The sequence below is a fragment of the Devosia sp. 1566 genome (genome assembly GCF_004005995.1).
Taxonomy (GTDB): Bacteria; Pseudomonadota; Alphaproteobacteria; order Rhizobiales; family Devosiaceae; genus Devosia.
Window position 1 is genome coordinate 1,148,225 of the sequence record NZ_CP034767.1, and the last position, 14,139, is coordinate 1,162,363.

The window sequence follows — 14,139 nt, forward strand, 5'->3', positions numbered from 1 at the left end:
CCCAGTGGCGACCGCCCAAGCTGCGCCGCAACAAGGCGCCGGTTGCTCGGGCTCCTGGGATGATGATTTGGAGGCCACGCCCGGAATTGAACCGGGGTTCACGGATTTGCAATCCGCTGCGTCACCACTCCGCCACGTGGCCTCACCGGCGAGGTTTCTAAGTTAGCCCCTTGGCTTGCGCAAGAGCGCTGATGCAATTTCGCTCGCCATTCGGAACAAAGCTCCGGTGCCTGTTCGTAAATGAGTTCAGCTAGCGTTCCGCTTTACATGGGCGTGGCGGCGCACGGTGGCGCTTGAAACGCGCTTCTCGGTCCGCTTGGCATATCGCTCCATCGACAAGGTAGAAGATCGCGCTGCTCACAGGCGGAACGGTGTGGGACCACAATCTGGAGATCGCGTTTCGCAAGGACTCGTACCTTGGGCTGTTCTGGATCAAGTGACGCGAGGATGTCGGTAGCGTCATCCACCGGGAACCCGCTCACGGCGGCCATCCTCGATATGCTGCGATCGACCTGGTATCAAATGCCGAGCAGCGCGGGGGCCTGGCTTAATGGCCGAAGAAATGCTCGATCAGCAAGTTAAGAACGTTTCTCCAAATGAATCTCCAGGCCGCATCGCGAAGTTGTAGTTGAAGTGCAAACCATTTATGCCGGTAAGGTATTTATGGTGCAGATACGAATTCGACTGGAGTTACTTCGTGAGCGGTTTTGTTTTCACTGGTGCCAAATGGGGTAATCCAAGTCTTGGAACCTCCGGCGGTCAAGTCACCTGGAGCTTCGCAGCAGCAGCTGCTGGGGCCTTTTATATGTTCGATGCGCAACTTGGCGGCGCGTTTCAGTCGCTGGTGCGCGCGGCATTCGACCGCTGGGAGAGCCTTGCTAATATCGACTTAGTCGAAGTTAGCGACAGCAGTTCCACAAACATCCGTCTGGGCTGGGACAGCATGGATGGTAGAGGGGGCACGCTGGGTGAAGCAAGGTACTCCTTTTTCCAAGACGGGCAAATGAGCAAGGCTGAGATAGCCTTCGACTCGGCGGAAAACTGGTCAACTGATCCACGCGATGCGGGCTTTGGCACAAACTTCTTTGCAGTTGCGATGCATGAAATCGGCCACGCGCTAGGGCTTGGACATCCCGACGACCCTCAAGCCCTGATGTATCCTTATTTGGGGCCGCAGATGGAGTTGGACAACTGGGACGCTGAGGGCATAATCAATCTCTATGGGAGAAGCGGCCGCACATTTGGCACTGTAGCCGCTGATCAGTTCCAGGGATCCTTCGGTGCCGATGTTTACTCGGGAGGCGACGGCGGGGACACGCTGTATGGCGCAGGTGGTGATGACCTTCTCTATGGCAATCCAGGGGAAGATCTGGTTTTTGGCCATGAAGGCCAGGATACTATTTACGGCGGGCAGGATCGAGATACGCTTTACGGTGGGCAGGACAATGACGCCCTGTTCGGCAACATGAGTGATGATGCGCTTTTCGGAAATTTCGCCAATGACTACCTCCATGGCGGGCAGGGGAATGACTTTCTCCACGGAGGCCAAGGCGATGACACGCTGATCGGCGGTGTCGCAAACGACACCATGAACGGCGGTCTCGGAGCAGATCGCTTTGTGTTCGCCGAGGGCGGCGGCAGCGACCGCATCGAAGGTTTCAACTTCAGTGAGGGTGATCGCCTCGACCTGGGTGGTCAGACCTCTACCCGCGCTTTCGCCGAGGGCAACACCATTCTCACACTCGGCGACGGCGGCACGATCACTCTGATCGGCACGGACGCCGGTAGCCAGCTGTTCTAGGGCCCTCTAGTCAAAACACGCAGCTACTTAAGCCCCGCTTCGGTGGGGCTTTTCTTTGGGCGGTACACATGGATCACTGCACCCTCTGGTTGGTCCGGATCCCCCGTTGGGACCGGCCGATATGTCGCGAGGCACATGACCGGGATTAAAGCCTGGGCGTGGTGATGGTTATTTCAGACCACTTTGTACGCGCCTGCGTGAACGCCACGCTGCCGGGGAGGGCGATCTCATGTGGTGGGAACTGACCTTCGTCTTTGGGTGGGCCAGCAACTGGTTTTACCGGCGAAACAATACCCAGATCGCGCTAGGCGTTTCGCCCGGCGCTCTGAAGGGAGGATCACAGGGGACGGCGCCGGCGGCCACCGTCGCGGCGATGATCATGGATCCCGTCGGATGCTCAGAGCCTGCGTGAGTGTTCTGCGCTAGCCGCAAAGCGGACCAGACGACGTTAGGTATTTGTAATGGAATCGTACATGTACATGTCGGACCGGCGTCCGCCAAAGCACCACCACGATCTTAAGGCCATACATTGCCTGTACCTACCACAACCGTGAACTCGATTGCCTTTTCAGCTGACATGGGCGCTTCGGGGTCTGATTTTATCACCAACATCGCGTCACAGACAATTTCAGGCACACTCAGCGCTGCCTTGGCCGCTGGTGAAACTGTCCAGTTCTCGCTCGATAACGGGGCTAGTTGGACCTCGGGTGCTGCCACTATTGACTCTACCACCTTTTCGATACCGGGGGTCATTCTTGCTGGTTCGAATGTCCTCAAGGTCAGGGTGGTTGACGGCACCGATGCTGGCGCCGCAGCACAACGGGCCTATGTACTGGATACGACAGCCCCGGCCGTGACGATCGCTAGCAGTGCGTCCACGCTGAAGGCAGGTGAAACCGCCACCATCACCTTCACTTTCAGCGAGGACCCGGGTTCAACCTTTGATCCAGGTGATGTGCTCGTAACCGGTGGCACAGTTGGCTCAATCTCGGGTACTGGCCTTACACGTACGGCAATATTCACGCCATCGGCAGACACCAATGCGGGGACAGCCAGTATCACAGTTGCGGCTAGTAGCTACGAAGATGTGGCGGGTAACAGCGGCAGCGCTGGAGCGAGCCCAAGCTTGGTCTTTGATACGCAAGTGCCAACGGCTCCATCTACGCCCGTCTTGATTGCAGCAAGCGACACTGGGGCGTCAGACAGCGACGGCATCACGAACGACAACACACCCACGTTCAGCGGAACTGCCGCGAGCGGATCCGTGGTAACATTGTACGACAGTGACGGCGCCACTGCGTTAGGCTCGGCAACCGCGATTGGGGGTACTTGGTCCATCACTGCACTACCCTTAACGCCCGGAACCCACACGTTAACGGCTAAAGCATCAGACGCAGCCGGCAATAGCAGCGCAGCTTCGGGCCCTTTGTCGCTCACTATTGATACCTCGGCGCCCAGTGTAGCGATCAGCAGCAATGCTACCACGCTCAAGGCGGGTGAGACTGCGACTGTCACTTTCACCTTTAGCGAAGACCCAGGTGCGACCTTTACCTGGAATGGGACAGCAGGTGACGTGGTTGTAAGCGGCGGTACACTGGGCGCTCTGTCCGGAACAGGCCTCACTCGCACTGCAACGTTCACGCCTGCCCCTGATACCAACGGCGGTACTGCCAGCATCACCGTTGCCGCTGGCAGCTATCAGGATCTTGCTGGGAATAGCGGCGGTGCCGGAACAACTCCAAGCCTGACCTTTGATACCCTTGCGCCCGGCGCCCCGTCGGTCCCTGACTTAGAGGCGGTAAGCGACAGTGGCGCATCAAACAGCGACAACCTCACCAACATCACCACTCCGACTTTCACGGGAAGCGCCGAGAGTGGATCGACTGTCACGCTTTACGACACCGACGGGACTACGGCGTTAGGCACGACAGTTGCGGACGGTGGTAACTGGTCCATCACCAGCTCAATTCTGGCTGCCGGAGCCCACAACATCACTGCGAAGGTCACCGACGCAGCAGGAAATACCGGTGTGTCCTCTGCCGCGCTCGTAGTCACTATCGACACCGCTCGGCCCACAGGCACTATCGCCCTGAGCGATAATGCCCTGACCGTTGGGGAAACCTCCATTGTCACGTTCTCCTTCAGCGAGGCGGTGACGGGTTTCACTATTTCCGATGTCACCGTTGAAAATGGCGTCCTCTCCGGTCTGTCTTCGGCAAATGGGGGGGCAACTTGGACGGCGACACTGACCCCCTCTGCCAATGTTTCTGATGCGACCAACATCATCACGCTTGACCAGTCAGGTGTGTCCGACTCGGCCGGAAACGCTGGGCTTGCGACTGCTGTGTCCGGAAACTACACCGTCCAGACGGTTATTTCGACGCCACCAGCACCCACTCCCATCGTGAACCCCGGTACGCCGGGCAACGATATCGTGTTTGGTGGCGATGCCAACGACAGCGTATCTGGCGGACAGGGAGCAGATTACGTCTACGGTGGTGCTGGCAACGACGCCGTCTACGGCAACCAAGGCAATGACGTTGTATTCGGCGGCTTGGGTTCTGACAGCGTCTATGGCGGGCAGGACAATGACGTCGTTTATGGCGGCAACTCTGGCGTCGATACTAACGATGGTGCCGACGAGGTCTACGGCGGCCGCGGCAACGACGTAGCCTATGGCAACGCGGGCGATGACAAGATCTTTGGCGGCGAAGGCTCCGACACTGCCTACGGAGGTCAGGGCAGCGACGTCATGTATGGCGGCGAAGGAGTGGTCAGCACTGACGACGCTGCCGATCTGCTGTACGGCGGCTTCGGCAACGACGTGATCTACGGTAATTTCGGCGATGATCAGCTGTTCGGCAACCAAGGCGACGACATTATCTTCGGTGGCCAGGGCAATGACTTCATCCATGGCGGGCAGGGCAACGACACCCTGACCGGCGGCGTTGGCAACGACACCCTGACCGGTGGCTTGGGAGCGGACCGGTTCATGTTCGCACAAGGTGGCGGCAATGACCGCATCGAAGGCTTCAATCATCGTGAGGGCGACCGCATCGATCTTGGCGGGCAGAGCTTCACCAGGAGTTTTGCCGACGGCAACACCATTTTAACACTCGGTGACGGCGGCTCGATCACTCTGATCGGCACGGACGCTGGTAGCGCCCTGTTCTAAGCCTCCTAGTTCAGCAACAGCAACTCAGAGCCCCGCCTAGGCGGGGCTCTTCTTTGTCCACCGTCTGTCAGGAGCCCGGCGATGATCTCTTGCTCCAAGAGTTCCGATTCGTGCCCCCCGGAGGCGTCGCCATTCGCGATTGGCAGTCAACTGGCCGGTGCCGCCGCCGCATCCGCGGGGTCAAGAGATGTTGAACTTCGTGGCCGCTTCGGAACCGCGCGCAGCGGCGTTTCCCTCGTCCGGTATCCTGCAACAGCGGAGCACAGCGATGAACGGCAGAGAAATCTCCAACATTGTCGAGACTTCAATCACGGCGGCCGTGCGGGAGCGCAACTCCAAGCACCCGGTACTACCGGTGTCGCGGGCCGTGAGCCTGGCCATGGAGCGGATGAAGGCGGCGGACAAGGAGCGGGCGATGGTGTCTCGCCTGGTCTGCGACCACGGCATTCGCCGCGGCCTTGTGCTTCAGTTCGACGACAGGTGAGTTCCGCTACCCAGCGGCGGCGACGGTTTTCAGCGCGATCGGAGCCATCACGGCCCGGTTCTTGCCGCTGGTCTTGGCGTGATAAAGCGCTTCGTCCGCGCTTGCCACCATGGCCGAGAGTGGCTCGGACTGGTGCCTTGAGTGGATGCCAATGCTGATGCTGAGGGGATAGTCGTCGGGCATGCCCGCGATCTGAACCCGCGGAAATGCGGCGCGGATGGATTCGGCAATCGCCAGCAACTCGCTGCGCTGGCATTGGGGAAAGAACAAAGCGAATTCTTCGCCCCCTGTCCGGCCCACCAATGGGGTCTGCCCGAAGCTGGCCAGCACCCTGCTCGCCGCCGCTATCACCTTGTCGCCGGCAATGTGGCCAAAGTTGTCATTGACCTGTTTGAAGTTGTCGATGTCGACCAGCATGATTGCCGGCTGGGCTCGTCCCGCGCCGGGGGCCGCCATTGCGGCGTGCACGCCGGCATCAAATCCCCGCCGGTTCAGCAGTCCGGTCAGGTGGTCGCGGTCGGCCTCCGTCCGCAACTCGCTCAGCGCCCGCACCGTCCAGGCGGCAAAGAATGCCAGGGCCGTCGTGGTGGCGAGCACCGGGGTCATGGCCTGCACCGTCGCCCAATAATCGGAGGCCTGCAGCGAGCCGCCCGCATTGGTGTCGAGCGCATGCATCACGGTGGCAAGCGGGCGTGCCAGTGCCAGGGTAACCAGGAGCCCACCCAGCCCGACAAACAACCAGTCCACCGCTGATTTGGGTGTCGCTTGCAACAATTGCCATACTGTCACGGCACCCATGATCGCCAGGGTGGTGTTTGCCGTATAGATGCGCCCTTCCGTTGAGGGGGCAACCAGCAAGAACCACAGGAACAACACCGCCCCGAGCATATTAGTGGCGGCAAAGGCCGCAACCGGAACCGGCGCGCCAACTCGCACCATGGCGCTCACACAAAGCGCACCCACGGCTACCGTGAACAGCAGATTGACCACGATCCGAAGCCCAGGTCCCTCCCAGTGTTGCAGGAAGTCATTGGCGACAAAGGCCGCTCCGCAGCACACAAAGGCCAGCGCCAGAACGCAAAGGTAATCGTGGTTGGGTCGCAGGCGCCACAGCAGCAGGAAAGTTAGCCCCAAAACTGCCGATAATGCGGGGTTCAACAGCGCGAAAATGAACTCACCGGTCACAACTGCGAACTCACTTCCTGAACGCGGGCCTGGACCATGTCGCTGCACCGTCACCAAGAAAAGGTTAAGTTGATTGGTTGGATTGTTCCTACCCTTAACAATTCATCTGCACTGTGTCTGGCTGTATACTCTCCCTGGCCCCCTGAGCTCACCTAGGTGCGGACAGAAGCGGCTCGCCAAAGCTCCGGAACGCTTCCCCTGCCGGGTCCCTTGTGGCGCAACGGCTCGATCCGGACACACTAACTAAAAATTAACCATTCTTTCGGTCGTGGTTAAAACCAGCGGCTTGCCAGCGGTCCGGGGCAGGGATATTCACGTCCGGCATATCACCTGCCAGGACGTCCAGCCGATGACCGATTACGAACGCGCGCGCAAGCAGATGGTGGAGAATCAGCTGCGCACCAATAGCGTGGTGGACCGGCGCCTTTTGGCTCAGATGGGCCAGGTGCCGCGCGAACTGTTTGTTCCGCCCGAGCGCCAGCCGGTCGCCTATATCGATGACATCCAGCCGCTCGGCGAAAACAGCCAGCGCTTCCTTTCCATGCCACTCACTTTTGCCCGCATGGCCCAGCTTGCCGACGTCCAGCGGGGGGACGCTGTGCTCGATATCGGCTGCGCCACCGGCTATTCGGCTGCAGTTCTGGCTGGCCTTGCCGCTTCGGTGGTAGGTCTGGAGGAGGATGAGGGCCTGGCACAATCGGCTGCCGCTACCCTCGGTGAGCTCGGCATTACCAATGCTGAGATACTGGCCGGCGGACCCGAACAGCTATCGGGGCGCGATTTCGACGTCATCATCGTTGAGGGCACGCTCGATGCCGCGCCACAGAACCTTTATCCGCTGCTGCGTGATCACGGGCGCATGGTCGCCTTGATTCGCGATCGAGGCGTGGCGGTAGCCCACCTTTTTGTCCGCACCGGCAGCAACGTCGCGGCGCGGGCCGAGTTCAACGCCCATTTGCCGCCGCTCTGGCTCGCCAAACCCGAAGAAAACTTCGTGTTTTGAGGTGTCTGGAGTGTTGCGTTCAAAGCACGAGTTTCAACGATTCGTGCACCTTGTCGTGCTAGCTCTTGCCCGCCGGTTGTTTGCCGCGGCTGTGCAGCGTACAGTTTTTTGAGTATTGGAGGCGCGCGATGAGCATACGCGTTAAATTAACCGCGAGCGCCTTGGCTATTGCATTGGCAATGGGTGGGACCGCCGCGCAGGCGCAGTCCATCACCCAGGCGCTGACCGCAGCATATTCCTATGCGCCCGATTTGCAGGCGGCAGTGCTTGACGCCAAGTCCCGGGCCGAGAATATCGTCCAGGCCAAGTCCCGCAAGCTCCCCACCATCGGTGCATCGGTCAACGGCACCTATAACTGGAGCATTGCGGGCGGCCAGTTCCAGGACAGCACCTCCTTGAATGCCGGGCTGTCCTACAGCCAGACCCTTTTCGACAACTTCCAGACCGAAGCGCAGATCGAAGCGGCGCGCGCCGGTGCGGAGGCTGCCGAATACCAGATCCGCAACACCGAGCAGAACGTGCTGCTCAATGTGGTGCAGGCCTATATGTCGGTGCTGAGCGACCGCCAGCTGGTCGGCCTGCGCCAGGAAAACGTCAACTTCTACAACACCCAGCTGTCGTCGGCTCGCGATCGGCTCGAAGTGGGCGAGGGCACGCGGATCGACGTTGCCCAGGCCAATGCGCGTCTGGCGCAGGGTCAGGCCGCCTATCAGGCCGCAGTCAACAGCCTTGAAGTCAGCGAAGCCACCTTCCAGCGCTATGTCGGCCAGGCGCCCCGGGACCTGCAGAGCTCGCACAGCTTTGCCCGGCTGATCCCCAATTCGCTGCAGTCGGCCATTGCCGAAGCCGAAAGCGGTCACCCCGCAATCCTGACCGCCAAGGCTGCAATCCGCGCCGCCCAGGCCGGCAGTGATGCCGCCCAGGGTGCCTTTGGTCCCACCATCGATGTCACCGGCAGCATCGGCGCCAGCGATGGCACGTCCAGACAAGGCACTCCCCAAGCCGTCAGCGGTCAGATGCGCCTCAACATCAGCGTGCCGATCTATGCCGGTGGTGCCCTGGGTTCGGGCGTCCGCCAGGCCAATCTCGATCAGATCCGCTCCGAAGTCGACGCCATGTCCATTTATGACCAGATCCGGGAAGCCGTAATTTCGGCCTGGGCCGGCATCCAGAATGCCGATGCCCAGATCCAGGCGGCCCAGTCCGCCGTTTCGGCCGGCCAGGAAGTGGTCAATGGCGTGATCCAGGAACGCGATCTTGGCACCCGCACCACGCTCGACGTCCTTAATGCGCAGGCGGAACTGATCAGCGCCCGCGAGGGGCTGATCAATGCCTCGAGCAGCAAGGTTATCGCCACCTTCTCGCTCCTTGCCTCCATCGGCCGCCTGACGGCCGGGGACCTCGGTCTGCCCGTGCAAACCAAGACTGCCGTCAACTACACCCAGGAAGTGGAAGACGTCTGGCAGGAACTGCGGGTCGTCAAGGACGAGTAGGTCCAGGCGCATCGCAACAAGTTCTGGTGGCTGGGCAGTGCCCGGCCACAACTTTTAGGGGACATCTCTCGGGGCGGCCTCGCGGGTGATTCCCCATCGCTGCGCCCGGAGTTAATGTGTTGTTGACGAATCATGCGGCTGCGCCGGCGAGCAGCCCTCGTCCAGCGCAAGCGAGAGGCCCATCATGAACAAGCCTGCACCCAAAGAACCCTCCATGGACGAGATCTTGTCGTCCATCCGCCAGATCATCGCCGATGATGATGCGGCGGGGCTTCCGCGACGCTCCTCGGCTCAGGCCGCGCCCGCGCCAATGCAGCCCGCCTCCGCTTTCGCGCGAGCCTATAGCGCCCCCGCACCCATCGACCTTGATGACCAGTTCGAGGACGCCGAGCCCCTGGCCCTGTCCCCCGCCCAGATCATCGAGCAGCGAACCGAAGAGGCCCCATCCCCGTTCAGCTTCGAGAGCATGCTCGCTGAAACGCCGTCCGCCCGCCAGGACGATGCTCAAGACGAAGAGGAGGCCCCCTTGGCCGCACCCGAACCCGTAAGCTTTGAGCCCGAGGAACCCGAGGAACGCCCGGTTGCGACCGCTGCGCCGCTGCGAGTGCCTGGTTCCGATGCACGTCCCACGCCTGAGCCCGCTCGTGCCGAAACCGTACGTGTGCCCGAGCCGCCGCGGCCCGAGGCGCCAAGCGCCCAGGCTGCAGCCTTGCCCGATCCCACGCTCAGCAGCGATTTCGCCGAAGAACTGCTCGGCCCTGCCACCAAGGCTGCTGTGCGCGGCTCCATCACCAAGCTCAACGCCATTGGCCTTGGCAATGCCGGGCTCACCATCGAGTCCTTGATGCGCGACATGCTCCGCCCCATGTTGAAGGAGTGGCTGGACGAAAACCTGCCCGCCGTGGTCGAGCGCATGGTCGAGCGCGAGATTGCCCGCGTTTCGCGCGGCGAATAAGTTAATGCACCCTTGCGCGCGCCGCTGTTGACCATCCGGCGCGCATTTGGTTGATACACCGACAGATTTAGAGACGGCCCGCACAGTGCGAACTGGCGGGTCATTGTTGTTGCGAGTGACGCTATGATTGAAAAGAGCTATGAGCCCGGCGCCGTTGAAGGACGCATCTACGAGCAATGGCTCGAGGCTGGCGCTTTTGCCGCCGGGGCAGGGGCCGCGCCCGGCGCGGAAACCTTCACCATCGTCATTCCCCCGCCCAATGTCACCGGCTCGCTCCATATCGGGCACGCGCTCAACAACACCATCCAGGACATCCTGATCCGCTTCAACCGGATGCTCAAGAAGGATGTTCTCTGGCAGCCCGGCACCGACCATGCCGGCATTGCCACCCAGATGATCGTCGAGCGCCAGCTGGCTGCCAAGCAGATGAACCGTCGCGACATGGGGCGCGAAAAGTTCATCGAGCGCGTCTGGGAATGGAAGGCCGAGTCGGGCGGCACCATCATGAACCAGCTCAAGCGGCTGGGCGCGTCAGCCGATTTCAGCCGCGAACGCTTCACCATGGGCGATAATGGCTCGGCTGACGACCAGATGGTGCGCGCCGTCACCAAGGTGTTTGTCGAGCTGCACAAGCGCGGCCTCATCTATCGCGCCAAACGCCTCGTCAATTGGCATCCGGGCCTCGAAACCGCGATCTCGGACCTCGAGGTCGAGAATATCGAGATCAAGGGCCATATGTGGCACCTGCGCTATCCGCTCGCCGATGGCGTCACCTATCAGTTCCCCATTGCCCATGACGAAGAGGGCAAGCCCACTGAGTGGGAAACGCGCGACTACATCATCGTCGCCACCACCCGTCCTGAAACCATGCTCGGCGATGCCGGCGTTGCCGTGCATCCCGAAGATCCGCGCTATGCCGAACTCGTCGGCAAGTTCGTCGATCTGCCGCTGGTCGGGCGCCGCATCCCCATCGTTGCTGATGAATATGCCGACCCCGCTCTTGGCACCGGCGCGGTCAAGATCACGCCCGCCCACGATTTCAACGACTTCGAGGTCGGCGTTCGCAACAACCTCGAACAGATCAACGTCTTTACGACGCGGGGCGCCATCGTCGATGAGCCCTTCATCCCCGCCGCTTATCGTGGCCTGGATCGTTTCGACGCCCGCAAGCGCATCGTCGCTGATCTCGCCGCGCTCGCCGAGGAAAACCCCACCCGCGGCCTCGATCATATCGAAGACAAGAAGATCATGGTGCCCCATGACGAGAAATCAAAGCTCGTCGTCATCGAGCCCTTCCTGACCGACCAGTGGTGGGTCAAGGCCGATATCCTCGCCCAGCCGGCGCTTGCTGCCGTGCGCGAGGGCCGCACCAAATTCGTGCCGCAGCAATACGAAAACACCTATTTCGCCTGGCTCGAGAACATCAAGCCCTGGTGCATCTCGCGCCAGCTCTGGTGGGGTCACCAGATCCCCGCCTGGTACGGCCCCGACAACCACGCCTTTGTGGCTTCGAGCGAAGCGGAAGCGCAGGCCCAGGCCGATGCCCATTATGGTGCACCGACCCCGATCAAGCGCGACGAAGACGTGCTCGATACCTGGTTCTCCTCGGCCCTCTGGCCGTTCTCGACCCTCGGTTGGCCCGACCAAACCCCTGAGCTCAAGCGCTACTACCCCACCGATGTGCTGGTGACCGGTTTTGACATCATCTTCTTCTGGGTCGCCCGCATGATGATGATGGGCCTTGAATTCCTCGAAGAAGAGCCCTTCCACACCGTCTACATGCACGCCCTGGTCCGCGACGAAAAGGGCCAGAAGATGAGCAAGACCAAGGGCAACGTCATCGACCCCCTGCAGCTCATCGACCAATATGGTGCCGACGCCACCCGCTTCACCCTGGCGGCCATGGCCGCGCAGGGCCGCGACATCCGCCTCTCGATCAACCGCGTCGAGGGCTATCGCAACTTCGTCACCAAGCTCTGGAACGCCGCGCGCTTTCTTGAGATGAACGAGTGCCGCCGCGTCGAGGGTTACGATCCCAAGGCCACTACGCTCCCGCTCAATCGTTGGATCGTTGGTGCCACCGCCCGTGCCGTCGCTGCGGTGCGCCGCGGCATCGAGGACTACAAGTTCAACGAAGCCGCCAACTCGGCCTATGACTTTGTCTGGGGCACCTTCTGCGACTGGTATGTGGAATTCGCCAAGCCCGTCTTCATGGGCACCGATGAGGGCGCCAAGGCCGAAACCCGCGCCACGGCCGCCTGGGCGCTCGACCAGATTCTGAAAATGCTGCACCCCTTCATGCCCTTCGTCACCGAAGAGCTCTGGGCGGAAACCGGCGCCCACGGCCCGGCGCGCGACGGCCTGCTGATTCTCTCGACCTGGCCGGAGCTTGATGGTCTCGAAGACCCTGCGGCCGATGCCGAGCTCAGCTGGCTGATCGAGGTGATCACCAATATCCGCTCGGTGCGCAGCGAAATGAACGTGCCCGCCAGCGCCAAGCTGCAGCTGGCGGTAATCGGCGCTGACGACACCACGCTGCGCCGCCTCGTGGCCGGCACCAGCCTCATCACCCGCCTCGCGCGGCTCGAGGCCATCAGCCCGCAAACCACGGTACCCGGCGAATCGGCGCAGTTCGTCGTGGGCGAAGCTACCTGGGCGCTGCCCTTGGCCGAGTTCATCGACATATCAGCCGAAAAGGCCCGCCTGCAAAAGGAGATCGGCAAGCTCGATGCTGAAGTCAGCCAGATCGACAAGAAGCTTGGCAACGAGCAGTTCGTTGCCAAGGCGCCCGAAGAGGTGATCGAAGAACAAAAGGCCCGCCGCCAGGCGGCCGCCGACCGCCGCAGCCGCATCGGCGACGCCCTGCAGCGGCTCAGCTGACCGCGATGGATGGTCATCCTCCCGAGCCAACGGCCCGCGCCATCCAGAACGGTCTGGTTGGCGTAGGCACGGTGCTCGTCTTTGACGGCAAGGGAGGGGTTGGCCGCCAAGGCCCCGGCGGCGACCAGCCAATGGTGCCAAGCCGGGGTTTCAAGCTGATCTCGGGCAATCCCAAGTCGCCCGAGTTCGCCGCCTGGCTAAAATCCGACCTTGGCGACTTCAATGCCGGCCTGCTGACGACCCCCAGCACCCGCACCCGCTGCACGGTGCTGGAAGACAAGGCGCTGGTCGTCCTGCGGGTCGCCCGGCCTGGTGCCGAGCCGGAGGATATCGGCCGGCAGTTGCTGACCTTATGGATCGAGCGCGGCCGCGTTATCATTGCCTCCGAACTCAACATCATCGACTTTCTTGGTGTGTCCAAATGGGAAGCCTCTCACCACGCTCCCCTCAGCCCGGCGGACCTGATTGCGCGGCTCGCTCTGCGGGCCGCTGATCGGCTGGAGCCGCTGGTTGAGCGCCTTGCCGAACGACTGGACGAGATTGAAGAAAAGCTGCTTTCCGAAAACGGGGCAAAGTCGCGTAGCCGGCTGGCGCATCTGCGACGTACCCTGATCAGCTTTCGCCGTTTGATCTGGCCGCAGCGCGACGTGCTCAACACGCTCGAAATCGAGGACCTCTCGTTCTTCACCGCCAAGGACCGGCTGCGCCTGCGCGAAGCCTCGGGACGAACCGGCCGAATTGGCGAGGAGCTCGCCGCCCTTTCGGAGCGTGCTGTTCTGGTCCATGAGCAACTGGCCGACGCGCGCGCCGAGCAGATGAATCACACCATGCTGATTCTTGCCGCCGTCACGGCGGTCTTCATGCCACTGACGCTGCTCACCGGTGTGCTCGGCATGAATGTGGCGGGCATTCCCTTCTCCGAAAGTGCCCACGCCTTTTGGGGCGTTTGTGTCATGCTCCTGTTGCTGGCGCTGGTGATTGTTGGGTGGATGCGCAGACGGCGCTGGCTCTAGCCCAATTTCGCTCCGAGAGCCTGTTTGTCCGCGGCACAAGGTCTTGAATCAAACTCTGCGCCACCCGACCTTACTGCTTCCAAACACATGCGATTTTGCTCAGCAAGCATTAGGCGCATTCCTGCTTTGTGCTTATTGCGCAACAGCGCA

9 protein-coding genes and 1 tRNA gene are annotated in these 14,139 nt (G+C 61.5%); 8 read left to right on the forward strand and 2 right to left on the reverse strand.

All coding sequences use genetic code 11. The features are described 5' to 3' along the window. Nucleotides 1-68: 68 nt before the first annotated feature. Nucleotides 69-142 (reverse strand) — tRNA-Cys (locus tag ELX51_RS05570). A 555-nt stretch (nucleotides 143-697) separates the two neighbouring features. Between ELX51_RS05570 and ELX51_RS05575 the strand changes: the two genes are divergently transcribed. From ELX51_RS05575 to ELX51_RS05585, 3 genes are all read left to right on the forward strand, one after another. Beyond that, nucleotides 698-1,801, forward strand: a complete 1,104-nt coding sequence (locus ELX51_RS05575; RefSeq protein WP_164854770.1) for a matrixin family metalloprotease — start codon at nucleotides 698-700, stop codon at nucleotides 1,799-1,801. Nucleotides 1,802-2,351: 550 nt separating this feature from the next. Then, entirely contained in the window at nucleotides 2,352-4,976 is a 2,625-nt protein-coding gene (locus ELX51_RS05580; protein WP_127752592.1) for an Ig-like domain-containing protein, read from the forward strand. Nucleotides 4,977-5,244: 268 nt separating this feature from the next. Continuing rightward, complete coding sequence (locus ELX51_RS05585) at nucleotides 5,245-5,460, forward strand: hypothetical protein (protein WP_127752593.1); 216 nt, start codon at nucleotides 5,245-5,247, stop codon at nucleotides 5,458-5,460. 6 nt (nucleotides 5,461-5,466) lie between these two features. On the opposite strand, the gene ELX51_RS05590 is transcribed toward ELX51_RS05585, so the two are convergent. After that, nucleotides 5,467-6,645: a GGDEF domain-containing protein gene (locus ELX51_RS05590; protein ID WP_127752594.1), complete on the reverse strand. Its 1,179-nt coding sequence runs from the start codon at nucleotides 6,643-6,645 to the stop codon at nucleotides 5,467-5,469. A gap of 349 nt (nucleotides 6,646-6,994) precedes the next feature. Here ELX51_RS05590 and ELX51_RS05595 point away from each other — a divergent pair, with 349 nt between their 5' ends. The 5 genes from ELX51_RS05595 to ELX51_RS05615 all read left to right on the forward strand — a co-directional run bounded on the left by ELX51_RS05595 (nucleotide 6,995) and on the right by ELX51_RS05615 (nucleotide 13,989). Then, complete coding sequence (locus ELX51_RS05595) at nucleotides 6,995-7,648, forward strand: protein-L-isoaspartate O-methyltransferase (RefSeq protein ID WP_127752595.1); 654 nt, start codon at nucleotides 6,995-6,997, stop codon at nucleotides 7,646-7,648. 128 nt (nucleotides 7,649-7,776) lie between these two features. After that, nucleotides 7,777-9,141 carry a TolC family outer membrane protein gene (locus ELX51_RS05600; protein ID WP_127752596.1) on the forward strand — a complete coding sequence of 455 codons (1,365 nt, stop codon included), beginning with the start codon at nucleotides 7,777-7,779 and terminating at the stop codon, nucleotides 9,139-9,141. A gap of 184 nt (nucleotides 9,142-9,325) precedes the next feature. After that, nucleotides 9,326-10,096, forward strand: coding sequence for a DUF2497 domain-containing protein (locus tag ELX51_RS05605; RefSeq protein ID WP_248305256.1), 771 nt, complete (start codon nucleotides 9,326-9,328; stop codon nucleotides 10,094-10,096). Between the two features lie 123 nt (nucleotides 10,097-10,219). After that, the gene (locus tag ELX51_RS05610) at nucleotides 10,220-12,976 is read left to right on the forward strand and encodes a valine--tRNA ligase (RefSeq protein WP_127752597.1); all 2,757 of its coding nucleotides are present in this window, start codon (nucleotides 10,220-10,222) and stop codon (nucleotides 12,974-12,976) included. A 5-nt stretch (nucleotides 12,977-12,981) separates the two neighbouring features. Beyond that, nucleotides 12,982-13,989 carry a CorA family divalent cation transporter gene (locus ELX51_RS05615; RefSeq protein ID WP_127752598.1) on the forward strand — a complete coding sequence of 336 codons (1,008 nt, stop codon included), beginning with the start codon at nucleotides 12,982-12,984 and terminating at the stop codon, nucleotides 13,987-13,989. Nucleotides 13,990-14,139: the final 150 nt, after the last annotated feature.